Raw genomic sequence first — 25,362 nt, 5'->3', positions numbered from 1 at the left:
TCTACGTCAGTTCGTCTTGCGGGACTTCGGGTCGAGCTGGATCTGCACGCGGCCGCCGCAGGCTTCGAGCTGGGCCTCGCCGGTTTCCATCTGGACGTTGAGCTGGCAGCCGACGAAGACGTTCTTGCCTTCCGAGAGGACGACCTTGTCGCCCTTGAGAACGAAGACCTGCTTGGTCATGTCGAACGAGCCGGTGTCGGCCGTCGCCTGCTGGGTACCGGAGCTCAGGAAAACCTTGTTGCTGACCTCGATACGGTCGATGTCGGCGTCGCCGCTCGAAACCGAGCCGCCGCCGGACTTGTAGAAGACGACCATGTTGCCCGCCTGCAGCGTCGTCGTGCCCTGCACGACCTTGACGTTGCCGCTGAAGATCGCCTTGCTTTCCGGGTCCTTGATTTCGAGCTTGTCGCTCTCGATCTGGATCGGCTTGTCGTTGGACAACTCAAGGCCCTTCATCTTGCTCGATGTGGCCTGCGCAAAAGCGCCGGAGGCAATAATCAAAGCGCCGGCTCCGGCAATGGCCAGGCTGGCGGAAATCTTGAAAAATGATGCGGTTGTGACCGACATGGAGTGCACCGGGTCCTATTTCGCGTTTTTGCGGATGGCGGTGGGCTCGACGTTCACCCTCACCATGCCCTCGAAAATTACAATACGTCCCTTATCCGTCATTCGCAGCGTCTGCGCAATGATCGAACCACCCTTCATGCTGATCGCAACGGGCTGCTTCGTTTCCATCTCGCCGGCATTGATGTCCAGATAGGCCGACTGGAAGTCGGCGTTGATGCCATTATTGACGGAAATGGTGAACGGGGCGTTCATGTCGAGCGTATTGGCGCCGCGATCATAGATGCCGTTGGTGGCATCGACGGTTGCCATCATCGAATCCTTCATCGGCATTTCCGCGTGGATCGTCTGCAGCGTGATGATGTCGGGGTTGGCGATGTCCTGAAGCGCGCGCTGCGCCTTCATCGAATAGCTGATGCCCTGCTTGTTGCGGCCGGAGATCGCCGGGTTCTTCATGACGATCTTGCCGTCCTCGATCGTCGCGGTCTCGATCTGCAGGTCGACGGGCATGAAGGCGCGCACGAAGGAGACGGCGGCAAAAATGACGGCGATGACGCCGGCGATGATCGGCAGGATGATCTTCAGGCGACGCACGCGCGCGGAATGCCGCGCGGCGAGCGCGTAGGCGTCGGCGGAGCTCGCACCCGTATCGGCAAAGATGCCCGGGGCTGGCGCGTGGTTCAACATGAAAAGGCCTGTCGGTTCTACTGCTTTTGTCGCTGACCCGGCGAAGGGGTCATTTACATACATTGGTGTAAGTCGTCGCAAATATGGATATTTTTTGCTGTCGCACAATGGCGCCGCAAAAAAACTCGGGTAAGGCGCAAAAACGCCTGCCGCGGCTTTCAACCGTGACCAAGCGCGTTTATGGAATATGCCTCTTCGCGCGCAGATAGCACGTTCCCGCGGAAACTGACAGAAGCAGCGCCAACAAATCGGGAGAAACCCACATGGACGAACTCGCCATCGCCGATCGCCGCAGCCTGCGCCGGAAGTTGAGCTTCTGGCGCTTTGTGGTGGCGGGCCTGCTTCTCCTCGTCGCGCTCGCAATCTTTGCCTGGTCCGGTGCTGCCGACGACGTCGGCCACAACAGGCAGCATGTGGCGCGCGTCGCGATCACCGGCCTGATCCAGGATGACCGCGAGCTGCTCGAGCGCCTGCAGAAGATTGCCGACAACGACAGCGTCAAGGCGCTGGTCGTGACCATTTCGTCGCCGGGTGGCACCACCTATGGCGGCGAGGTCATCTATAAGGCGATCCGCAAGGTCGCCGCCAAGAAACCGGTCGTTTCCGATGTGCGCACGCTTGCCGCTTCGGCGGGCTACATGATCGCGCTCGGCGGCGATACGATCGTTGCCGGCGAAAGCTCGATCACCGGCTCCATCGGCGTCATCTTCCAGTATCCGCAGGTCAAGGAGCTGATGGACAAGCTCGGCGTCTCCCTGGAATCGATCAAGTCGCGGCCGCTGAAGGCGGAACCTTCGCCCTTCCATCCGGCCAGCGACGAGGCAAAGGCCATGATCCAGTCGATGATCGACGACAGCTACGCCTGGTTCGTCGACCTGGTTGCCGACCGCCGCAAGTTGTCGCGTCCCGATGCGTTGCTACTCGCCGACGGACGCATTTTCACCGGTCGCCAGGCGCTGAAGGCCAAGCTCGTCGACAAGCTTGGCGGCGAGGACGAAATTCGCGCCTTCCTCACCGAGAAAAAGGTGTCGAAGGACCTGCCGATCGTCGATTGGGAAGCCCCCCGCAAGACCCTGCCTTTTGGCCTTGGCGCGCTGGTCGGCAACTGGATCAAGATGTTGGGATATGACGCTTTTCCGGCAATGAGCGGGCTCGAAAAAGTTGCAGGCGACAAGTTGTTTCTTGACGGTCTTGTTTCGGTTTGGCAGGTTGATGGCCAATGAGCAAGGCGACATATACCCAGCCTGAGCCGTCGAGCGATGTCGGTGATTTTGCAAATGCCGCGCACCGCCTTGCGGAAATCACAATGCAGACCGAAAAAGCAAAACAAACAAGAATTTGAGGGGGCGACAGTGATCAAGTCAGAACTGGTGCAGATTGTTGCAGCTCGCAATCCGCATCTCTACCACCGCGACGTCGAAAATATCGTCAACGCGGTCCTCGATGAGATCACCGACGCGCTCGCCGCAGGCAACCGGGTCGAACTGCGTGGCTTCGGCGCCTTCTCGGTCAAGAACCGGCCCTCGCGGTCCGGGCGCAACCCGCGTACCGGCGATTCCGTTTTCGTCGAGGAAAAATGGGTGCCGTTCTTCAAGACCGGCAAGGAACTGCGCGAGCGGCTCAACCCGGGCATGAACGGCGACGACGAGGATTGATTATCCTTGGCGGTCTAGTGAGGCCCCCAACGACCCCCTGTAAACGAGGCCCGTTGCCGGCAAGTGTCCGGCAAAGAGTGTGGGCGTCGGCGAAATGGAGCGATTGAATGTTCAAGAAACTGATCAACATCGTTGTTCTTGTACCGGTCGCCATCATCCTGATCGTGCTCAGCGTGGCCAACCGCCAGAGCGTGACGCTGGCACTGAACCCCTTCCGGCCGGAAGACAGCGTGCTTTCGGTGAGCGCGCCGTTCTTCGTCTTCCTGTTCCTTGCGGTCATCGTCGGCGTCATTCTCGGTGCCGCCGCCACCTGGTTCAGCCAGGGCAAGTACCGGCGGCGCGCGCGCAACGAGGCCAACGAAGCAGTGAAGTGGCACCGCGAGGCGGAGAAACACCGCAGCCAGGCGGAAAAGCTCGCAACCCAGGCGACGCTGGCAGCGCCGCAGAACTGATCAGAACTTCACAAGCCTGCGAACCGAGACGGGATGCGCCCTCGGCCGCGTTGCGTTTTCAGCTCGCAGCTTCCGCCGGGCCGCCAACGGCGGCGCTAAAATCGGCGAAGAATTGCTGCGCCAGTTTCTTGGCGGTCGAGTCGATCAGACGCGAGCCGAGCTGCGCGAGCTTCCCACCGATCTCTGCCTTGACGTCGTAACGCAGCACCGTTTCTTCCCCGTCCTCGGTCAGGGCGACATCGGCGCCGCCCTTGGCAAAGCCGGCGATGCCGCCCTTGCCTTCGCCCGAGATCGTATAGCTCTCTGGCGGATTGAGGTTGGAGAGCACGACATTGCCGGTGAAGGAGGCCGAGACCGGGCCGATCTTGATCTTCACCACGGCCGCAAGCTCGGTCGGCGACGTCATTTCCAGCGACTGGCATCCGGGGATGCAACGTTTGAGGATTTCCGGGTCGTTGAGGCCGCGCCACACCGCGTCGCGCCCAGCCGCAATCCGTTCTTCGCCGGTCATGTCCATGCGTTTTCCTCCCCCGTGGCGGCGCCAGGTGCCCGATTTCGGCGCGCAAACATCGCTCCGACACATTAGACCTGCCGCGGAATTTTGTCGCGAAGCCGGTTCCGGCCCGTGGAAATTCGCAGCGGGTTCTTGCGCCTCGATCTTCGCAAAACGGAAACGGCTTTGCCAAGAGCATCAGCGATGCTATTTGCAGCTTCAAGAGATGCCGCGGCCTCAGGCTGCGGCGACAAACCTCATGGCGTCCGCCGGCCCGTCCCGGATACTGCGCAGGCAGGCGGCCCATGCACCAACAAAGCCCAGGGATTTCAGCGTGAAGGAAAAGGACCGGCGGTCGAAGAATGCCTCCGTGACGACGGCCAAGGGCCGTGGTGCCGAAGCGCGTGGCGGCGGCCGCCACGCAGAGAAGCGTTCGGCGCCGCCAAAGGACGGCGGCTTCAAGGAGCGGCCGGCGCGACCGGCGGCAGCGCAGGGCGCGGAGACGCGCGAGAAGCCCGCAAAGCATGCGCCTGCGCAGGAAGCGCCGGCGCGGGTGATCGCGCGGCGAACCGGCGACAAGCCGGCCGAGCGCGTACCGCTCATTCTTGAAACGTCCGACGCTTCCGGCTACCACCTGATCGACAGCGGCGCCGGCGAGAAGCTGGAACAGTACGGTCCCTATCGCATCGTGCGCCCCGAGGCACAGGCGCTCTGGCCGCGCAACCTGCCCGACAGCGTCTGGGAGAAGGCCGACGCGATCTTCACCGGCGACACCGACGAAGACGGCATGGGCCGCTGGCGCTTTCCCGGCGCCGTGCTCGGCGAGACGTGGCCGATGCAGCTTCTCAATACGGAGTTCCACGGCCGTTTCACCTCGTTCCGCCATGTCGGCGTCTTTCCCGAACAGCTCGCGCACTGGAGCTGGGTGAAGGAGCAGGTCGAGGCGGCCGGACGGCCGCTGAAGGTTCTGAACCTCTTCGGCTACACTGGCGTTGCCTCGCTGATCGCCGCCAGGGCCGGCGCCGAGGTCACCCATGTCGACGCTTCGAAGAAGGCGATCGGCTGGGCGCGCGAAAACCAGCAGCTGGCGCGGGCCGAAAACCTGCCGATCCGCTGGATCTGCGACGATGCGATGAAATTCATCCAGCGCGAGGAACGCCGCGGTAGCCGCTACGACATCATCCTCACCGACCCGCCGAAGTTCGGCCGCGGGCCGAACGGCGAGGTCTGGCAGCTTTTCGACCATCTCGCCGCGATGCTCGACATCTGCCGCGAAATCCTGTCGCCGGAGGCGCGCGGCCTGGTGCTGACGGCCTATTCGATCCGGGCGAGCTTCTACTCGATCCATGAACTGATGCGCGAGACGATGCGCGGCCGCGGCGGCCGGGTGGAGTCGGGCGAACTCATCATCCGCGAAGGCGGGCTTGACGGCCGCGAGCCGGGCAGGGCGCTTTCGACTTCACTCTTCAGCCGCTGGGTACCGCAATGACGAACGACAGAAGCGAGCACGGCACCGGTCGTGTCGGTCAGGTGAAGGAGGTCACGAGCCTCACCAACCCGATCATCAAGGACATCCGCGCGCTGACGCAGAAGAAGCACCGCGACGAGACGCGCTCCTTCATGGCGGAGGGCCTGAAGCTGGTGATCGACGCGCTCGACCTCGGCTGGAAGATCAAGACGCTGATCTATGCCAAGGCCGCCAAGGGCAAGCCGCATGTCGAACAGGTGGCGGCGAAGACCTTCGCCAAGGGTGGGCTGGTGCTGGAAGTCAGCGAGAAGGTGCTGTCGACGATCACCCGGCGCGACAACCCGCAGATGGTCGTCGGCATTTTCGAGCAGCGCTACCAGTCGCTGAAGGACCTGAAGCCGCAGCGCGGTGAAACCTATGTGGCGCTCGATCGCGTTCGCGACCCCGGCAACCTCGGCACCGTCATCCGCACGGCCGATGCCGCCGGTGCCTCCGGCGTCATTCTCGTCGGCGAGACCACCGATCCGTTTTCGCTCGAAACCGTGCGCGCGACGATGGGCTCGGTCTTTGCGATGCCGGTGGCGCGCGCCAGCGTCGAGGATTTCATCCGCTGGCAGAAATCCGCGGGCGTGAAGGTCGTCGCGACCCATCTCGCCGGCGCCGTCGACTATCGCACCATTGACTACAAGTCGAAGCCGGTCGTGCTTTTGATGGGCAACGAGCAGTCGGGTCTGCCGGAGGAGCTCGCCCGCGAGGCCGGTGCGCTTGCCCGCATCCCGCAGGCCGGCCGTGCCGACTCGCTCAACCTGGCGATCGCCACCGGCATAATGCTGTTCGAGGCGCGCCGCCATCTGCTGACGCTGGATGCCCGCGCATGAGCGAGAAGCCGGTGCTGTTTTCGCGGCCGCTGCCGATCGCGGTCTTCATCGTTCTCGCACTCATCGCCGATCAGGTGATCAAGTATCTGGTCGAGCTTTACCTGCCGTTCAACCAGGCGGTCCATGTGGTGCCGATGCTGGCGCTCTACCGCACCTACAACTACGGCGTCGCCTTCTCGATGCTGTCGGGCATGGAAGGCTGGTTCATCGTCGGCATGCGGCTCACCGTCTGCGCCTTCGTGCTCTGGCTGTGGAAGCGCACGCCGAAGGATCGGTTCTTCGCCCATTTCGGCTACGCGCTGATCATTGCCGGTGCGCTTGGCAACCTCGTCGACCGGGTGATCTTCGGCTACGTCATCGATTACATCCTGTTCTATACGGAGACGTGGTCCTTCGCCGTCTTCAATCTGGCCGATACCTTCATCACCATCGGCGCAGGGGCGATCATCCTTGACGAGCTGCTGCACGCGAAAAAGGCGGATCGGTAAGATTTTATCGAAGCCTTGAAGCCATTCGGAACGCCTGTCGTGTTAGCCGGAACGCATGAGCGAACCGTCACGACTGCTAGAGCGGATCGAAACCGGCTTCGGGAGAGATGCCCGGGCGGGTAGCGCTGCGTCGGTTTCGGCGCTTCCGCTCGATGGGCCGCCGTCCCGTGAGGTGTCGGCGCAGCCCGCTTCCGGTGCGCGCTCTGCGCTTAATTATGCATCCCTGGCGCTGCTCGGCCTGGTCGCTTCCGGCCTTATCCTCGTCGTCGGCATGACTGCCGGTTTCCACCTGTTTGCCGCGGCGATTGCTGCGGCCGGCGTGGTCGGTGCGCTTCTGCTCGCCGTCGAAGCCATCCGCGCGTTTGACAGCGTGCCGGTTTCCGACGAGGCGGAGCGAGACAAGGATTGGCACCGCTCCGAAACCTCGGCGCTGCTTTCGACCATACACGATGCGCTGGGCGACCTTGCGATCATGCGCGGCATGGACGGAAAGATTGTCCACGCCAATGCCGTCTTCCATCAGATCTGCGGCCGGTCGGATGTCCGGGGCATGGCCTGCGGTGCCCTTGGCCTGAGCTTCGAGCCGAAGGCCGCGCCCAATCATTACCTCGTGCGCATCGCCGCTGCCGAGGGCATCCGCCTTTTCGATTGGCATGACGTGATTGCCCGCGATCCGGCGAGCGGCAAGCTGATGCGCCACAGCATTGCACGCGACGTGACCGAGGAAGCGCGGGCTGCGCGCGAGCGCGAGGCGGCGCGCCGGCGGGCTGAAGAGGCGAGCCAGGCAAAGTCGCGACTGCTTGCCACCGTCAGCCATGAAATCCGCACGCCGCTTTCGGGCATTCTCGGCATGAGCCATCTGCTCGGCCAGACCCGCCTGTCGAGCGAGCAGAAGAACTATCTCGCCGGAATGCAGCAATCCGGCCACGCGCTGGTCCAGCTCGTCGAAGACCTTATCGACTTTTCGTCGCTTTCGGCCGGTCGCTTCCAGTTTCGCCCGAGCCGGCAGGATCCGCGCGGCGTGATCGAGAGCGTCGTGGAAATGCTCTCCAACCGCGCCCACGAGAAGGGCATCGAGATCGGCGCCACCGTTTCCGTCAACGTCCCCGCGCTGATGGCTTTCGACGCGGCGCGTCTGCGGCAGGTGCTTTTCAACGTCATCGGCAACGCGGTCAAATTTACGGAAGTCGGCGGCGTCTTCGTCAGCGCCGACACGATCGAGGACTGCGTGCGGATCCGCATCGACGATACGGGTCCAGGCATGTCGCCCGACGATCTGAAGCGCATCTTCGAGGAGTTCGAGCAGGCCGGCAATGACGAACAGCGCGCCAAGGGCACCGGTCTCGGCCTCGCCATATCCAGGCGCATCATGCAGGCCTGCGGCGGCAGCCTCACGGCCGCAAGTGCGCCCGGCCGCGGCAGCCGCTTCGAAATCCGCATGCCGCTTGCAGAGGTCGAGGCGATCGCGCCGGAGCGCCGCTCGACCCTTGCCGGATCGCATGTGCTGGTCATGGCCCCTGATGGCCCGGCCTCGGCGGCGCTGGCCGCAACCATCGCGACGCTTGGCGGGCGCTGCCACCGCGCAACGACGCTTGCCGCAGCCCAGCATGTTCTCGCCGACGTGCAGGCAGGCGGCGCGCCGCTCACCGACGTGATCGTCGATCACCGGCACGCCCAGCAGTACGAGCAGCTTCTGGCGCTGCAGCCGGCCATCGGGCGGCTGGAGGTTCGCCGCACCTATCTGATCAATCCGGAGGAGCGCAACAGCCACCCCGTCAACCAGATGGATGGCTACGAGGCCTGGCTGATCCGGCCCTTGCGCGAAAAGTCGCTGGTCGAAGTGCTGCTCGGGCGCCTGAAGGGCATCGAAAAGCGCGACGCGATCAACGACAACAGGCCGGTCCTGCGCGAAGAGCCGGTCATCGAACCCGACCGTCGGCCGGGACACGGCATCCTGCTGGCCGAGGACGACCCGATCAATGCATTGATCATCCGCACCCTGCTGCAGCGCTCGGGACATGCGGTGCAACTGGTCAGCGACTTCGCGGGGGTCGCCGAGACGCTGCGGGCGCCCGCCGGTAACGCATCGCCGGAGCTTCTCGTCACCGACCTCAACATGCCGGGTGGCGACGGGCTTTCCATGATGCGGCAGATACGCGCGGACGAGGCGTCGCGCGCGCTGGCGCGGCTGCCGGTGATCGTTCTGACGTCGGATATCCGCGAGGACATGCGCGACCGCCTGCTTGCCGCCGGTGCCGATGTCGTGCTCGCCAAGCCCGTGGAACCACAGGTGCTGACCGCCGAGATCGCGCGTCTGTTGCGCAAACGGTAACTCTTGCGGCGGTTACGGTATTGATCGGACAGCGGGGGTTGTACGCAATGTTCATGTCACTATGTTGTTGCAGAAACGTGGTCTAAGCCCCCGCAGACAGATTTGATTCGGGATTACGCGGATGGCCATCGAGCTACTGGATTCGGCGAACGTGGTTGACACTTCTCAGGCTTGCATCGGCAAGAAAGCCGCCGCTCCGGCGTCCGACGTTCTCGGCAGGATCGCCAATCTCGAGACGCGGCTCGCCCGCACGGCGTCGGAAATTGATGCCGCTCAGGCCGTGCGTTACAAGGTTTTCGTCGAGGAGATGAAGGCGCAGGTCGGCCCCGAGGCCGATCGGCGCAAGCGCGACGTCGACAGCTGGGACGCGATCTGCGACCACCTTTTGGTTCTCGATACCTCGATCGAAGGCGACGCCGAGGATCAGATCGTCGGGACATACCGGTTGCTGCGCCAGGATGTGGCTGAGCGCTCGGGCGGCTTCTACTCGTCTTCCGAATTCGCGATCGACGCGCTTCTCGCCCGTCATCCGACCAAGCGCTTCATGGAGCTCGGCCGTTCCTGCGTCCTGCCGGACTACCGGACCAAGCGCACGGTCGAACTCCTGTGGCAGGGCAACTGGGCCTATGCGCTCAAATACGGCATGGACGCGATGTTCGGCTGCGGCTCGTTCCCGGGGGTCGTTCCGGCCGAGCATGCGCTGGCGCTGTCCTTCCTGCACCACAATATCCGCGCCCGCGACGACTGGGCCGTCAGCGCACGGCCCGAGCTGCACCGGACGATGGATCTGATGCCGGCCGAGGCGATCAATGCCAAGAAGGCGCTTGCCGCTCTGCCGCCCTTGATCAAGGGCTATATGCGGCTCGGCGCCATGGTCGGCGACGGCGCGGTGGTCGATCATGCGTTCCGCACCACCGACGTTCTGATCGTTTTGCCGATCAGCAACATCTCGGGCCGCTACCTCAACTACTACGGCGCAGATGCCGGACGTTTCGGTGGCGCTGCCTCCTGACCGGGTCGCGGTGGGGTTAACCAATTATTAATGATGGGTTTGACTTTCAGGGTCGAAAGAGAGACATGTATTGTCATGTTCTTCTCTAGTTTCATGACGAACGAATAGAGAAAATAAATGGAGAAACTGCCGATCTTCCGGAGGTCGGCAGACATAGGGTTCCCAAGGCTCCGTCTTTCATTACCTTAAACATAAATGCATTACATGTTATTAAGCCCGCCTCCTTTTCGGAAAGCGGGCTTTTCTTCTTTATATTTGTTTCGAATTGCTACCAATCGGGGTCGCGCATTGACCCGAACGGAGACGGCTGCACCGAAATGGAGCAGCCGCCGGACCGGCAATACCGGTCCTACATGCCGGCGTTATAGGCCGCGATCGCCGCCATATTGACGATGTCGGAATCCTTGGCCGACATCGAGACGATCTGGATCGACTTGTCGAAGCCGACGAGCAACGGACCGATCACCGTCGAGCCGCCGAGTTCCTGCAGCATCTTGGTCGAGATCGATGCCGAGTGGAACGCCGGCATGACGAGCACGTTGGCCGTGCCCGATAGGCGGCAGAACGGGTATTGCTCCATCACCTTCGGATTGAGCGCCACGTCGGCGGCCATTTCGCCGTCATACTCGAAATCGACGCGACGCTTGTCGAGGATGTTGACCGCCTCGCGCACCCGCTCGGAACGCTCGCCCTGGGGATGACCGAAGGTGGAATAGGCAAGCATCGCCACGCGCGGCACGTAGCCGAGACGCTTGGCGAGGCCGGCTGCTTCCTCGGCGATATCGGCAAGCTCCTCCGAAGAGGGCATGTCGTGAACCGCCGTGTCGGCGACGAGCACGGTGCGGCCGCGGCAGAGCGCGATCGAGACGCCGATGACGCGGTGGCCGGGCTTCGGGTCGATGCAGCGGCGCACGTCTTCGAGTGCCGTCGAATAGTTGCGGGTGAGACCCGTCACCATGCCGTCGGCGTCACCGAGCGCCACCATGCAGGCGGCGAAGTGGTTACGGTCGTTGTTGATCAGGCGCTGGGCGTCGCGGAAGAGGAAGCCCTTCCGCTGCAGGCGTGCGTAGAGATAGTCCGTATAGGCGCCGACACGCTTGGAAAGACGCGCATTGACGATCTGGATACCGGGGCGGTCGAGGTCGATGCCTTCACGCTCCGCCGTCTCGCGCATGCGCTCCTCGCGGCCGAGCAGGATGGCGGTGCCAAGCTGCTGGTTGGCATAGGCGATGGCCGAGCGCATGACCTGCACCTCTTCGCCTTCGGCAAAGACGATGCGCTTCGGCTGGCGCCGGACGCGCTCGTAGATGCGCTGCAGCGTCGAGGCGATCGGGTCGCGGCGGGCGGAAAGCTGGCGGCCATAGGCTTCGAGATCCGTGATCGGTTTGCGGGCAACGCCACTCTCGATCGCCGCCTTGGCGACCGCCATCGGGATCGCCGAGATCAGCCGCGGGTCGAAGGGGACCGGGATGATGTATTGCGGGCCGAAGCGGGGCCGGTTGCCCTGGTAGGCGGCGGCGACATCGTCGGGAACGTCTTCCTTCGCAAGGCTGGCGAGCGCCTCGGCAGCGGCGATCTTCATCTCGTCGTTGATGGTCGTTGCGCGCACGTCCAGTGCACCGCGGAAGATGTAGGGGAAGCCGAGCACGTTGTTGACCTGGTTCGGATAGTCCGAACGGCCGGTGGCCACGATCGCGTCGTCGCGGATGCGGGCAACCTCCTCAGGTGTGATTTCCGGGTCCGGATTGGCCATGGCGAAGATGATCGGCCGCGGCGCCATCGAGCGCACCATGTCCTCCGACAGCGCGCCCTTGGCCGAAAGACCGAAGACCACGTCGGCGCCGTCCATCGCTTCGGCGAGCGTGCGGCGGTCGGTCTTGACCGCATGGGCCGACTTCCACTGGTTCATGCCCTCGGTGCGGCCTTGGAAGATCACGCCCTTGGTATCGCACAGGATCACGTTTTCCGGATTGAAGCCCATCGACTTGATGAGCTCGATGCAGGCGATGGCTGCGGCACCTGCGCCATTGCACACGAGTTTCGTCGTCTTGAAGTCGCGGCCGGTCAGCGCCAGCGCGTTGATGAGGCCGGCGGCGGCGATGATCGCGGTGCCGTGCTGGTCGTCGTGGAACACCGGGATGTCCATGACTTCGCGCAGCTTCTGCTCGATGATGAAACAGTCCGGCGCCTTGATGTCTTCAAGGTTGATGCCGCCGAAGGAGGGCCCGAGGAAACGCACGCAGTTTATGAACTCGTCGACGTTTTCGGTATCGACCTCAAGGTCGATGGAATCGACGTCGGCGAAGCGCTTGAACAGCACGGCCTTGCCTTCCATGACAGGCTTTGACGCAAGCGCCCCGAGATTGCCGAGGCCGAGAATGGCGGTGCCGTTCGAGATGACGGCGACCATGTTGCCGCGCGTCGTGTAATCATAGGCGGTGTTTGGGTCCTCGGCGATCGCCTTGACCGGCACGGCAACGCCCGGCGAATAGGCGAGCGACAGGTCGCGTTGGGTGGCCATCGCCTTGGTGGGAGAAATCTCCAGCTTTCCGGGACGACCCTGCGAGTGAAAATCGAGCGCTTCCTGCGCGGTGACGCTCGTCATGGTGCGATCGGTCTTGTCGGTGGCCGGCATGTTTCCTCAATCCTCCTGTGGGCGAGCCTTGCGGCGCGCCTCTTTATGGTTGTCGTCTATATTTCCTTGGCGATAGTGTGCCATCTCTTTTTTCGGGACAATCATGAATTTCGTGACAGACTATTCGACCCGCGCGGGGGAGGTTTTATCCGCAGCCGAATTGGCGAGCGAGGAAAGCCGTTCCACGGCGACGCCGATGATGGAACAGTTCATCGAGATCAAGGCGAACAACCCGGATTCGCTGCTGTTCTACCGCATGGGCGACTTCTACGAGCTGTTCTTCCAGGACGCGGTCGAAGCCTCGCGCGCGCTTGGCATCACGCTCACCAAGCGTGGCCAGCATATGGGGCAGGAGATCCCGATGTGCGGCGTGCCGGTGCATGCGGCCGATGATTACCTGCAGAAGCTGATCGGTCTCGGCTTCCGCGTCGCCGTCTGCGAACAGGTGGAAGACCCGGCGGAAGCCAAGAAGCGCGGAGCCAAGTCGGTGGTGCGCCGCGACGTCGTGCGCCTGGTCACGCCAGGCACGATCACCGAAGAGAAACTGCTTTCGCCGTCCGAGACCAACTATCTGATGGCGCTGGCGCGGATCAAGAGCGGGTCCGAGCCTGCCTACGCGCTTGCCTGGATCGACATCTCCACCGGCATCTTCCGCCTCGCCGAAACGGCCGAGAGCCGACTGCTTGCCGACATCCTGCGCATCGAGCCGCGCGAACTGATCCTGGCCGATACGGTCTTTCACGACCCGGAACTACGTCCCGTCTTCGACGTGCTCGGCCGCGTTGCCGTACCGCAGCCGGCAGTCTTGTTCGACAGCGCGACGGCGGAAGGGCGCATCAGCCGCTATTTCGGCGTCAAGACGCTCGACGGTTTCGGCACCTTCTCGCGCGCCGAACTCGCGGCGGCGTCTGCGGCGATCTCCTATGTCGAAAAGACCCAGCTTGCCGAGCGGCCGGCGCTCGGTACGCCCGAGCGCGAAAGTGCCGCCTCGACGCTGTTCATCGACCCGGCGACCCGCGGCAATCTGGAACTGGTAAAGACGCTGTCCGGCGCACGCGAAGGCACGCTCTTGAAGGCGCTCGACCGCACCGTGACAAGCGGCGGCGCCCGGCTTCTGGCCGAGCGGCTGATGTCGCCGCTGACCGACCCGGACCTTATCAATGAGCGTCTCGACTCCATCGAGATCCTGGCGGACCAGCCGTCCTTTGCCGGCGACCTGCGCGATGCGTTGCGTCGCGCGCCGGATATGCCGCGTGCCCTGTCGCGCCTGGCGCTGGGCCGTGGTGGCCCCCGCGATCTCGGCGCCATTCAAGCGGGCCTGCATGCGTCTGCCTCGATTTCTCGACTGATGGCTGCCGGCACGCTCTCGGACGAACTGAAGGAAGCGCGTGCCGCAATCGATGCGCTGCCCGCCGGTCTGCTCGGCCTTCTCGACGCGACGCTTGGCGAAGAGCTGCCGCTTCTAAAACGCGACGGCGGTTTCGTCTGCGAAGGCGCCAATGCCGAGCTCGACGAGGTCCGGGGCCTGCGCGACCAGTCGCGTCGGGTGATCGCCGGCCTGCAGCTGCAATATTCCGAAGAGACCGGCATCAAGTCGCTGAAGATCAAGCACAACAACGTGCTCGGCTATTTCATCGAGGTGACGGCGGGCAATGCCGGTTCGATGACCGATACGGATGCCGGCCGCGCCCGTTTCATCCATCGCCAGACGATGGCGAACGCGATGCGTTTCACCACGACGGAACTGGCCGAGCTTGAAAGCAAGATCGCCAACGCCGCCGACCGCGCGCTGTCGATCGAGCTTCAAGCCTTCGACCGGATGACGGCAGAGGTCGTCGCTGCTGCCGAGACGCTGAAGGCAGCGGCATTGGCGCTTGCGACCGTCGACGTCTCCGTCGGTCTTGCGGTTCTCGCCGAGGAGCAGGCCTATGCCCGCCCCACCGTCGACCGCTCGCGCATGTTTGCGATCGACGGCGGCCGCCATCCGGTGGTCGAGCAGGCGCTGAAGCGCCAGGCATCAAATGCCTTCGTCGCCAATGGCTGTGATCTCTCTCCGCCCGAAGGCGAGGAGGGCGGCGCGATCTGGCTGCTCACCGGTCCCAACATGGGCGGTAAGTCGACCTTCCTGCGCCAGAACGCGCTGATCGCGATCATGGCGCAGATGGGCACCTTCGTGCCTGCTGCGAGCGCCCATATCGGCATCGTCGACCGGCTCTTCTCCCGCGTCGGCGCCTCCGACGATTTGGCGCGCGGCCGCTCGACCTTCATGGTCGAGATGGTCGAGACGGCGGCGATCCTCAACCAGGCAACCGACCGCTCGCTGGTCATCCTCGACGAGATCGGCCGCGGCACCGCCACCTTCGACGGCCTGTCGATTGCCTGGGCGGCGGTCGAGCACCTGCACGAGGCGAACCGCTGCCGCGGTCTCTTTGCGACCCACTTCCATGAGTTGACCGTGCTTTCGGAAAAGCTCGGCCGTCTCTCGAATGCGACGATGCGCGTGAAGGAATGGCACGGCGACGTGATCTTCCTGCACGAGGTCGGTCCGGGTGCTGCCGACCGCTCCTACGGCATTCAGGTCGCCCGTCTCGCCGGTCTGCCGGCCTCGGTCGTGGCGCGCGCCAAGGACGTGCTCGCCAAGCTCGAGGATGCGGACCGCAAGAACCCGGCGAGCCAGCTGATCGACGATCTGCCGCTGTTCCAGGTGGCGATCCGCCGCGAAGAGGTGAAGCCCGCCGGAAACTCCAAGGTCGACGAGGCGCTGAAGGCGCTGAACCCCGACGACATGACGCCGCGCGAGGCGCTCGATGCGCTCTATGCGCTGAAGAAGGAATTGAGCGCGACCAAGGCGGGATGAGGAACGTGCGTGCGGTTTTCCGCCCGCATTCCGGCAATTCTTGGCCTGGGCGCTGCGCGCCTTTTTCCTGTGCAAGCCGTCGGTAAAAAGGCTATACAGCGCCGCGCGCCTTTGCGGGCGCGGCGCTTGATTGCTGTTTGGTCTTTATTCGGCCTCGGTCGCAAGGATCATGCAGGAGCGCTTGACAGCGAACGACCACGCAACCAGTCGGACAGGGCGCCCCTCGGCACTTCATGGGCAGACAAGACATTTCCTTTCCCGAAATTCTCGACGTCGCAGCGCTCCGGGCGAAATGCGACTTCATCGCCTCGGCCCATGCCGAACAGCGCGACCCGATGCGTCAGGCGCTGCTCGCCGCGTTCAAACAGGCAAACATCGCTGGCCGGGCAAAGGCCCGTGAACTGTTCAATGCCGACGGTGCCGGCATTCTCTGCGCCGAGCGTATTTCCTGGCTGCAGGATCAGCTGATCACGGTGCTGCATGATTTCGTGCTGAACGAGATCTTCGATGCCGCCAATGCACCGCCGGCGTCGCGGATCGCCGTGACGGCGGTCGGCGGCTATGGCCGCGGCACGCTTGCGCCGGGTTCCGACATAGATCTTCTGTTCCTGCTGCCGGTGAAAAAGGCCGTCTGGGCTGAGCCGGCGATCGAGTTCATGCTCTATATCCTCTGGGATTTGGGGTTCAAGGTCGGCCACGCCACCCGCACCATCGACGAGTGCATTCGGTTGTCACGCGCCGACATGACGATCCGTACGGCCATCCTCGAAACGCGCTACATCTGCGGCTCGCAGACGCTCTGCGCCGAACTGGAAACCCGCTTCGACCACGAGATCGTGCGCAACACCGGCCCGGACTTCATCGCCGCCAAGCTGGCCGAGCGCGACGAGCGTCACCGCAAGGCCGGCGACACGCGCTACCTCGTCGAGCCGAACGTCAAGGAAGGCAAGGGCGGGCTTCGCGACCTGCACACGCTGTTTTGGATCGCCAAGTACTTCTACCGGCTGAAGGACACTGCCGACCTCGTCAAGCTCGGCGTCTTGTCGCGGCAGGAGTACCAGCTCTTCCAGAAGGCCGAGGACTTCCTCTGGGCGGTGCGCTGCCACATGCATTTCCTCACCGGCAAATCCGAGGAACGGCTTTCCTTCGATATCCAGCGCGAGATCGCCGAGGCGCTCGGCTACCATGACCATCCTGGCCTGTCCGCCGTCGAACGCTTCATGAAGCACTTCTTCCTGGTGGCCAAGGACGTCGGCGATCTCACCCGCATCTTCTGCGCAGCGCTCGAAGATCAGCAGGCCAAGGACGCGCCCGGCATTTCCGGCATCATCGGCCGCTTCACCCATCGCAGCCGCAAGATCGCCGGTACGCTCGATTTCGTCGACGACGGCGGCCGCATTGCGCTCGCAAGCCCCGATGTCTTCAAGCGCGATCCGGTCAATCTGCTGCGCTTCTTCCACATCGCCGATATCAACGGGCTGGAATTCCATCCGGCGGCACTGCGCCAGGTGACGCGGTCGCTGAGCCTGATCAAGCCGGCGCTGCGCGAAAACGAAGAGGCGAACCGTCTCTTCCTGTCGATCCTCACGTCGCGCCGCAAGCCGGAACTGATCTTGCGCCGCATGAACGAGGCGGGCGTGCTCGGCCGCTTCATTCCGGATTTCGGCAAGATCGTCTCGATGATGCAGTTCAACATGTATCATCACTATACGGTCGACGAGCACCTGCTGCGCACCGTCGATGTGCTGTCGCGCATCGAGGGCGGCATCGAGGAGGAGGCCCATCCGCTCGTCGCCAAGCTGATGCCGGGGATCGAGGACCGCGAGGCGCTCTATGTCGCTGTGCTTTTGCACGACATCGCCAAAGGCCGGCCGGAGGATCACTCGACCGCCGGCGCCAAGGTGGCACGCAAGCTCTGCCCGCGCTTCGGGCTGTCGCCGAAGCAGACCGAACTGGTCGCATGGCTGATCGAAGAGCATCTGCTGATGTCGATGGTCGCCCAGACGCGCGACCTCAACGACCGCAAGACGATCGTCGATTTCGCCGAGCGGGTGCAGTCGCTTGACCGGCTGAAGATGCTGCTGGTGCTCACCGTCTGTGACATCCGTGCCGTCGGCCCGGGTGTCTGGAACGGTTGGAAGGGCCAGCTGCTGCGCACGCTCTATTACGAGACCGAGCTGTTGCTGTCGGGCGGCTTCTCCGAACTGTCGCGCAAGGAGCGTGCGGCCCATGCTGCGATCATGCTCGGCGAGGCCTTGACGGACTGGTCCGAAAAGGAACGCGACGACTATGTGCGCCTGCACTACCAGCCCTATCTTCTGACGGTGGCGCTGGAAGACCAGATCCGGCATGCGCGCTTCATCCGCGAGGCGGATGCCGCCGGTAAGGCTCTCGCGACCACGGTGCGCACCCACCAGTTCCACGCGATCACCGAAATCACCGTGCTTTCGCCGGACCATCCGCGGCTTCTGACGGTCATTGCCGGGGCCTGTGCGGCCGCCGGCGCCAACATCGTCGACGCGCAGATCTTCACGACCTCGGACGGACGCGCGCTCGACACCATCCTCGTCAACCGTGAGTTCGCCGTCGATGAGGACGAGATGCGCCGGGCTGCGAGCATCGGCAAGCTGATCGAGGACGTGCTTTCGGGCCGCAAGCGCCTGCCGGAGGTGATTGCCAGCCGCACCAAGGTGAAGAAGCGCACCAAGGCGTTTACCGTGACGCCGGAAGTGACGATCAGCAACACGCTGTCGAACAAGTTCACGGTGATCGAGGTCGAAGGCCTCGACCGTCCGGGCCTCCTGTCCGAGATCACCGCCGTACTGTCCGATCTTTCGCTCGACATCGCCTCGGCGCACATCACCACCTTCGGCGAGAAGGTGATCGACACCTTCTACGTCACCGACCTCGTCGGCCAGAAGGTGACGAGTGAAAACCGTCAGATGAACATTGCCGCACGCCTCAAGGCCGTCATGGCCGGGGAAGGGGACGAAGCGCGCGACCGCATGCCGTCGGGCATCATCGCGCCGCCCCCCGGCGTTTCCTCCGCTCACAGAACGACAAAAGCCGAAACATGAGTCTGGTCAAGAAATTTGCAACCGTCGGCGGCGCGACGCTCGGAAGCCGCCTGTTCGGCTTCATCCGCGAAACCTTCATGGCGGCAGCGCTTGGCACCGGCCCGGTTGCCGACGCCTTCAACACCGCCTTCCGCCTGCCCAACACCTTCCGGCGCCTCTTTGCCGAAGGCGCCTTCAATTCCGCCTTCGTGCCGCTCTTTGCCCGGGAGATCGAGGCGAACGGCATGGATGGCGCGCGGCGCTTCTCCGAGGAGGTTTTCGGCGTCCTCTTCACCGTGCTTCTGTTCCTGACGATCGCGATGGAACTGACGATGCCCGTCATCGTCAGCAACCTGATTGCGCCCGGCTTTGCCGACGACCCGGAAAAGCTCGGCAGCACCATCGTCTTTGCGGCAATCATGTTCCCCTATCTCGCCTGCATGTCGCTGGCGGCGATGATGGCGGGCATGCTGAATTCGCTGCACCGCTATTTTGCCGCGGCCATCGCGCCGGTCTTCCTCAATTTCATCCTCATCGGCGTACTCGGCTATGCCTGGTATGCGGGCCAGGATCCGATCGCGGTCGGCTATGGGCTTTCCTGGGGCGTCATGGCCGCCGGTCTCGTCCAGCTTGCGATCGTCTGGATCGCCGTGCGCGACGCCGGCATCAAGATCGGCCTTCGCCGCCCGAAGATGACCGCCAACGTCCGGCGCCTGCTGGTGCTGGCGCTTCCGGCGGCGATCACCGGCGGCATCACCCAGATCAACCTCCTGATCAACACCAACATCGCCTCGGCGCAGGAAGGTGCGGTGTCATCGCTCGTCTATGCCGACCGCATCTACCAGCTTCCGCTCGGCGTCGTCGGCATTGCGGTCGCAACCGTGCTTCTGCCCGAACTTGCCCGGGCGCTGCGTTCGGGCAACGTCAACGAGGCCTCGAACCTGCAGAACCGCTCGGTCGAGTTCACGCTGTTCCTGACGCTGCCGGCCGCTGCAGCCTTGCTCGTCATGTCCGAGCCGATCGTCCGGCTGCTGTTCGAGCGCGGCAAGTTCTCGGCCGACTCGACCGTCATCGTCGGTCATATCCTGGCGATCTACGGCCTCGGCCTGCCGGCTTTCGTGCTGATCAAGGCCTTCATTCCCGGCTTCTTCGCGCGCGAAGATACGCGCACGCCGATGATCTTTGCTGCGATTTCCGTCGTCGTGAACGTGTCCCTGGCGCTCACCCTGTTTCCGCGGCTTGGCGCGAGCGGCATTGCCACCGCCGAGATCGTTGCCGGCTGGGTCAATGCCGTGCTTCTGTTCGCAACGCTTGTCTGGCGCGGCCATTGGGGTAGGGACGTCCCGCTTCTGACCCGTATCCCGCGTCTCGTCATCGCCGCGGCGGGCATGGCGGCGGCACTGTATTTTGCTGTCGACTGGTTCGCCTTCGAGCTGTCCTCGGCAGCCTCGCTCTTCACGCGGGCAACGACGTTGACGGGTCTCGTCGCGGTCGCCATGGTGATCTACTTCGCGCTTGCCTTCGGGCTCGGTGGCGCGAGCCTCGGGATGATCCGCCGCAATATCAAGCGCGGGGCGAAAGCGCCCGCCGCAGCACCTGAGGCGAGCGAATGATGCGCCAGACCATCGCACGCATTGCCCTGGTCGTGCCGGATTACGATGCCGGCATCGCCTTCTATTGCGGCAAGCTCGGTTTCGATCTCGTCGAAGACACCGTCCTCGACGCCACCAAACGCTGGGTCGTCGTCCGTCCCAAGGGTGCGGTCGAGACGGCTTTGCTGCTCGCCAAGGCGGACGGCGAGCGCCAACAGGCGGCGATCGGCAACCAGACAGGTGGCCGGGTCGGCTTCTTCCTGTTCACCGATGATTTTTCCCGCGACCATGCGGCGATGCTGGCCGCAGGCGTCGTCTTTCTCGAAGCGCCGCGCCATGAACCCTATGGCACCGTGGCGGTCTTCAGCGACCCGTTCGGCAACCATTGGGATCTGCTGCAGCCGGCGGCGTGAAGGGGCTTCTCCGGGCCCCTTGATTGCCTTGCATCCTGCGTGCATAAGCCATGCCGTTAGCAACATGGGCCAGCCGGCCCTGGGGCCCTCCACCAGCCTATTGAGGACGACATGAACGAATTCAAGCCGCTCGTATTTTCCGGCGTTCAGCCGACGGGCAATCTCCATCTCGGCAATTATCTCGGCGCGATCCGCAAGTTCGTGGCGCTGCAGGAAAACAACGATTGCATCTACTGCGTCGTCGACCTGCACTCGATCACCGCGCAGCTCGTGCATGAGGACCTGAAGGGGCAGATCCGCTCGATCGCCGCCGCCTTCATCGCTTCGGGCATCGACCCGAAGAAGCACATCGTTTTCAACCAGTCGGCCGTACCGCAGCATGCGGAACTCGCCTGGATCTTCAACTGCGTTGCCCGTATCGGCTGGATGAACCGCATGACGCAGTTCAAGGACAAGGCCGGCAAGGACCGCGAGAACGCCTCGCTCGGTCTGCTCGCCTATCCGAGCCTGATGGCGGCTGACATCCTCGTCTATCGCGCCACCCATGTTCCTGTCGGTGACGACCAGAAGCAGCACCTGGAGCTGACGCGCGACATCGCCCAGAAGTTCAACATCGACTTCATGGAGCACATCCGCAGCGCCGGTTACGGCGTCGATATGGTCGTCGGTGAGGAGCCGATCCACGCCTACTTCCCGCCGGTGGAGCCGCTGATCGGTGGCGCAACGCCGCGCGTCATGTCGCTGCGTGACGGCACCAAGAAGATGTCGAAGTCGGACCCCTCCGATCTCTCGCGCGTCAACCTGATGGACGACGCCGAGACGATTTCGAAGAAGATCCGCAAGGCCAAGACCGATCCGGACGCGCTTCCGAGCGAAGTGGACGGCCTGAAGGGCCGTCCGGAAGCCGAAAACCTCGTCGGCATCTACGCGGCGCTGTCGGACAAGACCAAGGAGCAGGTGCTCGCCGAGTTCGGTGGACAGCAGTTCTCGGTCTTCAAGCCGGCGTTGGTCGACCTTGCGGTCGAGGTTCTCTCGCCGATCACGGCTGAGATGCGCCGGCTGATGGGCGACACCGCCCATATCGACGCGATCCTCAGGGATGGCGGCGAGCGGGCGCGGGCGCGTGCGGAAAAGACGATGCGCGAAGTGCGCGAAATCATCGGCTTCCTGCAGTAATTTGATTGGGTCCGGGGAACTCTCGGACCCAATTTCATTTTGATGGTCGGCTTTTACCAGCCGAAGGGAGCCTCGACCGGAAGGCCTCGGGCACTTTTCCGTGTCCTCGTCCGAAACGCAAAAATCAGACCTTGCGGCGGCTCGCGCGGGATGTATTGTTCACCCTATGGTCTCGACCCGACTCTCTCGACTTGAAGGACACCGCCGCAAATTCATGGCGGTGATTGACGATACCCCGGAATGCGGGCGCGCCGTGCACTATGCGGGCATGCGCGCCAAGAATTCCAATGGTGGCCTCGTCCTGCTCTATGTGATCGCCGACGGCGACTTCCAGCAATGGCTGGGGGTTGAGGAAATCATGCGTGCGGAAGCGCGCGAGGAGGCCGAGGCGACGCTCGCCAAGGTGTCCCAATCGGTGCGCGAGCGCATCGGTATCGAGCCGGAGGTCGTCATCCGCGAGGGCACGGCGACCGACCAGATCCACGCGGCGATCGAAGAGGATCGCGATATCGCCATTCTGGTTCTCGCAGCCGGTTCGGCGAAAGAAGGCCCCGGTCCGCTGGTGTCGTCCATTGCCGGCAAGGCCGCGGCCTTTCCGATCCCCGTCACGGTCATCCCCGATGCCCTGACGGATGAGGAGATCGACGCGCTTAGCTGACCTGCGTCGCTATGTGCTCTTGCGAGCCGAGAGCCATGCTCCTATATTCTTTTGAATTATTCTAAAAAGCTGGGCGGATGCCGCTCCCGGCGAAACGGAGACAGACATGTTCATTCAGACCGAAGCCACGCCGAACCCGGCGACGCTGAAGTTTTTGCCGGGCAAGGTCGTCCTGGAAAACGGCACGGCCGAATTCCGCGACGAGGAAGAAGCACGCGCCGGCTCGCCGCTCGCGGCACGGCTGTTTTCGATCCCCGGCGTCACCGGCGTCTATTTCGGCTACGATTTCATCACCGTCACCAAGGAAGGCCAGGAATGGCAGCACCTGAAGCCGGCGATCCTCGGTTCGATCATGGAGCACTTCATGTCGGGCCAGGCGATTATGGCTGGCAGCGGCCGCGCCGAGCAGTCCGACGAGGAAGACGAGTTCTTCGACGAGGGTGACGAGACGATCGTCGCCACGATCAAGGAACTCCTGGAAACCCGCGTGCGTCCGGCCGTCGCCCAGGATGGCGGCGACATCACCTTCCGCGGCTTCAAGGACGGGACTGTGTTCCTCAACATGAAGGGCGCCTGCTCCGGTTGCCCGTCGTCCACCGCGACGCTGAAGCATGGCGTGCAGAACCTGCTGCGCCACTTCGTTCCCGAGGTGGAGGCCGTCGAGGCCGTCTAATATAACGCGCGCCTGTCCGGCGCGCCGGTTTCGCGTATCGATTTTGCCGCAAAGCCCGATCGGCTTTGCGGCTTGTGGCGTCTGAAAGATCCTGCGTTGAAATGATTGTACTTGCGCTCGACACGTCCGGTTCCGGTTGCTCCGTTGCCGTCTATGACAGCGAAACGGAAGCCGTGCTCGGGCGTTCCGGGGCCGATCTCGGCAAGGGACATGCCGAGCGGCTGATGGAGTTCGTCGACGAGGCGCTGGCTGCGTCCGGCCGGTCGCTTGACGCTATCGACCGTATCGCCGTTACCGTCGGCCCGGGATCCTTCACCGGCATTCGCGTTGGCGTCGCGGCCGCTCGTGGCCTGGCGCTGGCGCTCGGCAAACCCGCCGTCGGCGTCTCGACGCTTGCCGTCGTCGCCGAGGGACTGCGCCGCACGGCTGCCGGAAAGCCCGTCCTCGTCGCCATCGACGCCAAGCGGGACGAGGTCTATCTCCAGGCTTTCGATGCGACCGGCAGTGCCACAGGCGAGCCCGAAGCCCTCTCCGTCGAAAGTGCCCGCGAACGCTTCGCCGGTTTCGACGGCGTCATTGGCGGCTCCGGTGCGCATCTCGTTGCTGCCGATCTGTCGTCCAAACCTTCAGAACTCATCGATGTTACCGCGGTTGCCGCCCTTGGCGCTGCTGCCGATCCAGCCTCGGCCAAGCCGCGTCCGCTATATCTCAGAGGCCCCGACGCCAAGCCGCAGGCGGGCTTCGCGATTGCCCGAGCATAGACCGAGATGAGCTTTACCGATTACTTCACCCGCCGTACCGAGTTCGATATCTTCCCCCTGGAGGAAGCGGACCTCATCGCCGCGGCGGCGCTGCATCGTCAGCGTTTCGCGTCCCCGTGGAGCGATGGCGAAATCCATGCGCTTCTGGTGCAGGAAACGGTGTTCGGCTTTGTCGCCCGGCAGACTAATGGCAGCTTCCGCCCGGCCTTCGGTGGGTTTGTCCTGTCGCGTGCGGTTGCCGGCGAGGCGGAAATCCTGACGATCGGCGTCGAGCCGCGTTATGCGCGCTCCGGTCTCGGCTGGCGATTGATGCAGGCGGCGATGCGCGAAGCGCTGGTCAAGGGCTCCGAGGCCCTGTTCCTCGAAGTGGACGAGACCAATCAGCCGGCAATCGGGCTTTACCGTAAGCTTGGCTTCAACAAGGTTGGCGAACGCCGCGCCTATTACCATGACAAGGCCGGCCAGCGGACCGCCGCGCTTGTCATGCGGCTCGATCTTCGCTAGTCCCGACACGGACAGGAGCAGGATGAGGAAGGCCAAGGCGGTCTTCCGCCCGCATCCCGCTTTACCCAATTGGAACAGGTCACGATGATCGCGCCGCGGTTCGGCTGAAGATCATCGCGATTCTCAAGGTCTCGCGCAGGAAAACTCTTCCCGGATGGTCAATTGGCTACGGATCGCGATCTTCGCAGCGCTTCTGGCGCTGGTTTCGCTCGTGCTGATGCCGATCCAGGTCGTCTGCCTCTGGCTTGACCTGAAACCCCGGCGCCGTCTGCCGCGATATTGGCACCGGCTCGCCTGCTACCTTCTCGGCATCAAGGTGCGCGTCCACGGAATGGCGGATCGCCGCCGGCCGCTTTTGATCTGCGCCAACCATGCCTCCTGGAAAGACATTCTGGTGCTTTCCTCGGTTGCCGACGTCGTCTTCGTCGCCAAGTCCGAGGTGAAGGGCTGGCCGGTCTTCGGCGTGCTTGCCCGGCTGCAGGCGTCGATCTTCGTCGAGCGCGAACAGAAGCGCTCGACCGGCAAGCAAGTGAGCGAAATCGGCGAGCGCATGGCTGCCGGTGAAATCGTCGTGCTCTTTCCCGAGGGAACGACCTCGGACGGCAACCGTCTGCTGGAGATCAAGACCTCGCTCTTCGGCGCAGCGGCCTCCGCCGTGCCGCATTCGCCGACCGGCCTCGTGCATGTGCAGCCGGTCGCTATCTCCTATACCGGCATCCACGGCATGCCGATGGGCCGCTTCAACCGGCCGATCGCCGCCTGGCCGGGCGATACCGAACTGGTGCCGCATCTTCTCGGCATCCTGCGCGAGGGCGCGATCGAGGTCGATGTCGATTTCGGTGAGGCGATCGACTACGACCGCCACACCAATCGCAAGGAAGTGAGCCGTACGGTCGAACAACGCATCCGCAGCATGTTGTCGGATCGTCTGCGCGGGCGGGCCTGAGACGTCCCGGGCAAGGGCGGCCGCGCCGAAAATACTTCAACTTCCGACCACTTTGCACTAAA

At 63.6% G+C, this 25,362-nt stretch carries 22 protein-coding genes; 18 read left to right on the top strand and 4 right to left on the bottom strand.

All coding sequences use genetic code 11. The features are described from left to right. Window positions 1-6: 6 nt before the first annotated feature. Complete coding sequence (locus OKW20_RS05530) at window positions 7-567, bottom strand: LptA/OstA family protein (RefSeq protein ID WP_192448025.1); 561 nt, start codon at window positions 565-567, stop codon at window positions 7-9. 15 nt (window positions 568-582) lie between these two features. Next, complete coding sequence (gene lptC, locus OKW20_RS05525) at window positions 583-1,251, bottom strand: LPS export ABC transporter periplasmic protein LptC (RefSeq protein WP_043615620.1); 669 nt, start codon at window positions 1,249-1,251, stop codon at window positions 583-585. A 263-nt stretch (window positions 1,252-1,514) separates the two neighbouring features. On the opposite strand from lptC, the gene sppA reads away from it, so the two are divergent. The 3 genes from sppA (at window position 1,515) to OKW20_RS05510 (ending at window position 3,358) form a co-directional block, all read left to right on the top strand. Further along, window positions 1,515-2,474 carry a signal peptide peptidase SppA gene (gene sppA, locus OKW20_RS05520; protein ID WP_429170736.1) on the top strand — a complete coding sequence of 320 codons (960 nt, stop codon included), beginning with the start codon at window positions 1,515-1,517 and terminating at the stop codon, window positions 2,472-2,474. Between the two features lie 36 nt (window positions 2,475-2,510). Further along, the gene (locus OKW20_RS05515; RefSeq protein ID WP_371742532.1) at window positions 2,511-2,906 is read left to right on the top strand and encodes an integration host factor subunit beta; all 396 of its coding nucleotides are present in this window, start codon (window positions 2,511-2,513) and stop codon (window positions 2,904-2,906) included. A gap of 107 nt (window positions 2,907-3,013) precedes the next feature. Next, window positions 3,014-3,358: a lipopolysaccharide assembly protein LapA domain-containing protein gene (locus OKW20_RS05510; protein WP_034797442.1), complete on the top strand. Its 345-nt coding sequence runs from the start codon at window positions 3,014-3,016 to the stop codon at window positions 3,356-3,358. Window positions 3,359-3,416: 58 nt separating this feature from the next. Here OKW20_RS05510 and OKW20_RS05505 read toward each other — a convergent pair whose 3' ends face one another. Continuing rightward, on the bottom strand, window positions 3,417-3,875 hold the full coding sequence (locus OKW20_RS05505; protein ID WP_043615626.1) for an SRPBCC family protein: 459 nt from the start codon (window positions 3,873-3,875) through the stop codon (window positions 3,417-3,419). A 310-nt stretch (window positions 3,876-4,185) separates the two neighbouring features. On the opposite strand from OKW20_RS05505, the gene OKW20_RS05500 reads away from it, so the two are divergent. The 5 genes from OKW20_RS05500 (at window position 4,186) to OKW20_RS05480 (ending at window position 10,029) form a co-directional block, all read left to right on the top strand. Then, entirely contained in the window at window positions 4,186-5,340 is a 1,155-nt protein-coding gene (locus tag OKW20_RS05500; protein WP_429170733.1) for a class I SAM-dependent methyltransferase, read from the top strand. Beyond that, the gene (locus OKW20_RS05495) at window positions 5,337-6,197 is read left to right on the top strand and encodes a TrmH family RNA methyltransferase (protein WP_429170732.1); all 861 of its coding nucleotides are present in this window, start codon (window positions 5,337-5,339) and stop codon (window positions 6,195-6,197) included. Before OKW20_RS05500 ends, OKW20_RS05495 begins: the two co-directional genes overlap by 4 nt. Continuing rightward, window positions 6,194-6,685 carry a signal peptidase II gene (gene lspA / locus OKW20_RS05490; protein WP_429170730.1) on the top strand — a complete coding sequence of 164 codons (492 nt, stop codon included), beginning with the start codon at window positions 6,194-6,196 and terminating at the stop codon, window positions 6,683-6,685. The genes OKW20_RS05495 and lspA overlap by 4 nt, the downstream gene beginning before the upstream one ends. Window positions 6,686-6,740: 55 nt before the next feature. After that, window positions 6,741-9,017: an ATP-binding response regulator gene (locus tag OKW20_RS05485; RefSeq protein ID WP_429170728.1), complete on the top strand. Its 2,277-nt coding sequence runs from the start codon at window positions 6,741-6,743 to the stop codon at window positions 9,015-9,017. 121 nt (window positions 9,018-9,138) lie between these two features. Continuing rightward, the gene (locus OKW20_RS05480; protein ID WP_043615637.1) at window positions 9,139-10,029 is read left to right on the top strand and encodes a GNAT family N-acetyltransferase; all 891 of its coding nucleotides are present in this window, start codon (window positions 9,139-9,141) and stop codon (window positions 10,027-10,029) included. 349 nt (window positions 10,030-10,378) lie between these two features. On the opposite strand, the gene OKW20_RS05475 is transcribed toward OKW20_RS05480, so the two are convergent. After that, complete coding sequence (locus OKW20_RS05475; RefSeq protein WP_402323487.1) at window positions 10,379-12,664, bottom strand: NADP-dependent malic enzyme; 2,286 nt, start codon at window positions 12,662-12,664, stop codon at window positions 10,379-10,381. A gap of 103 nt (window positions 12,665-12,767) precedes the next feature. Here OKW20_RS05475 and mutS point away from each other — a divergent pair, with 103 nt between their 5' ends. The 10 genes from mutS (at window position 12,768) to OKW20_RS05425 (ending at window position 25,300) form a co-directional block, all read left to right on the top strand. Next, window positions 12,768-15,521: a DNA mismatch repair protein MutS gene (mutS, locus tag OKW20_RS05470; protein ID WP_429170725.1), complete on the top strand. Its 2,754-nt coding sequence runs from the start codon at window positions 12,768-12,770 to the stop codon at window positions 15,519-15,521. A gap of 233 nt (window positions 15,522-15,754) precedes the next feature. Next, the gene (locus tag OKW20_RS05465; protein WP_429170723.1) at window positions 15,755-18,598 is read left to right on the top strand and encodes a [protein-PII] uridylyltransferase; all 2,844 of its coding nucleotides are present in this window, start codon (window positions 15,755-15,757) and stop codon (window positions 18,596-18,598) included. Then, on the top strand, window positions 18,595-20,190 hold the full coding sequence (gene murJ, locus OKW20_RS05460; protein ID WP_429170721.1) for a murein biosynthesis integral membrane protein MurJ: 1,596 nt from the start codon (window positions 18,595-18,597) through the stop codon (window positions 20,188-20,190). Before OKW20_RS05465 ends, murJ begins: the two co-directional genes overlap by 4 nt. After that, window positions 20,190-20,582 (top strand): VOC family protein, encoded by a 393-nt coding sequence (locus OKW20_RS05455; protein WP_192448016.1) that lies wholly within the window; start codon window positions 20,190-20,192, stop codon window positions 20,580-20,582. Before murJ ends, OKW20_RS05455 begins: the two co-directional genes overlap by 1 nt. A 111-nt stretch (window positions 20,583-20,693) precedes the next feature. After that, window positions 20,694-21,758, top strand: coding sequence for a tryptophan--tRNA ligase (gene trpS, locus OKW20_RS05450; protein ID WP_043615653.1), 1,065 nt, complete (start codon window positions 20,694-20,696; stop codon window positions 21,756-21,758). Window positions 21,759-21,924: 166 nt separating this feature from the next. Continuing rightward, on the top strand, window positions 21,925-22,416 hold the full coding sequence (locus OKW20_RS05445; RefSeq protein ID WP_043615656.1) for a universal stress protein: 492 nt from the start codon (window positions 21,925-21,927) through the stop codon (window positions 22,414-22,416). A 106-nt stretch (window positions 22,417-22,522) separates the two neighbouring features. Further along, window positions 22,523-23,089, top strand: a complete 567-nt coding sequence (locus OKW20_RS05440; protein ID WP_043615659.1) for a NifU family protein — start codon at window positions 22,523-22,525, stop codon at window positions 23,087-23,089. Between the two features lie 101 nt (window positions 23,090-23,190). Then, window positions 23,191-23,850, top strand: a complete 660-nt coding sequence (tsaB, locus tag OKW20_RS05435; RefSeq protein ID WP_429170719.1) for a tRNA (adenosine(37)-N6)-threonylcarbamoyltransferase complex dimerization subunit type 1 TsaB — start codon at window positions 23,191-23,193, stop codon at window positions 23,848-23,850. A gap of 6 nt (window positions 23,851-23,856) precedes the next feature. Beyond that, window positions 23,857-24,354 carry a GNAT family N-acetyltransferase gene (locus tag OKW20_RS05430; RefSeq protein WP_429170717.1) on the top strand — a complete coding sequence of 166 codons (498 nt, stop codon included), beginning with the start codon at window positions 23,857-23,859 and terminating at the stop codon, window positions 24,352-24,354. Window positions 24,355-24,508: 154 nt separating this feature from the next. Further along, on the top strand, window positions 24,509-25,300 hold the full coding sequence (locus OKW20_RS05425) for a lysophospholipid acyltransferase family protein (RefSeq protein ID WP_060519777.1): 792 nt from the start codon (window positions 24,509-24,511) through the stop codon (window positions 25,298-25,300). Window positions 25,301-25,362 lie beyond the last annotated feature (62 nt).

The sequence above is a fragment of the Ensifer sp. LBL genome (assembly GCF_050435225.1).
Taxonomy (GTDB): domain Bacteria; phylum Pseudomonadota; class Alphaproteobacteria; order Rhizobiales; family Rhizobiaceae; genus Ensifer.
Note: the sequence above shows the minus strand (reverse complement) of the source record. Positions and strands in the feature narration are given on the sequence as shown.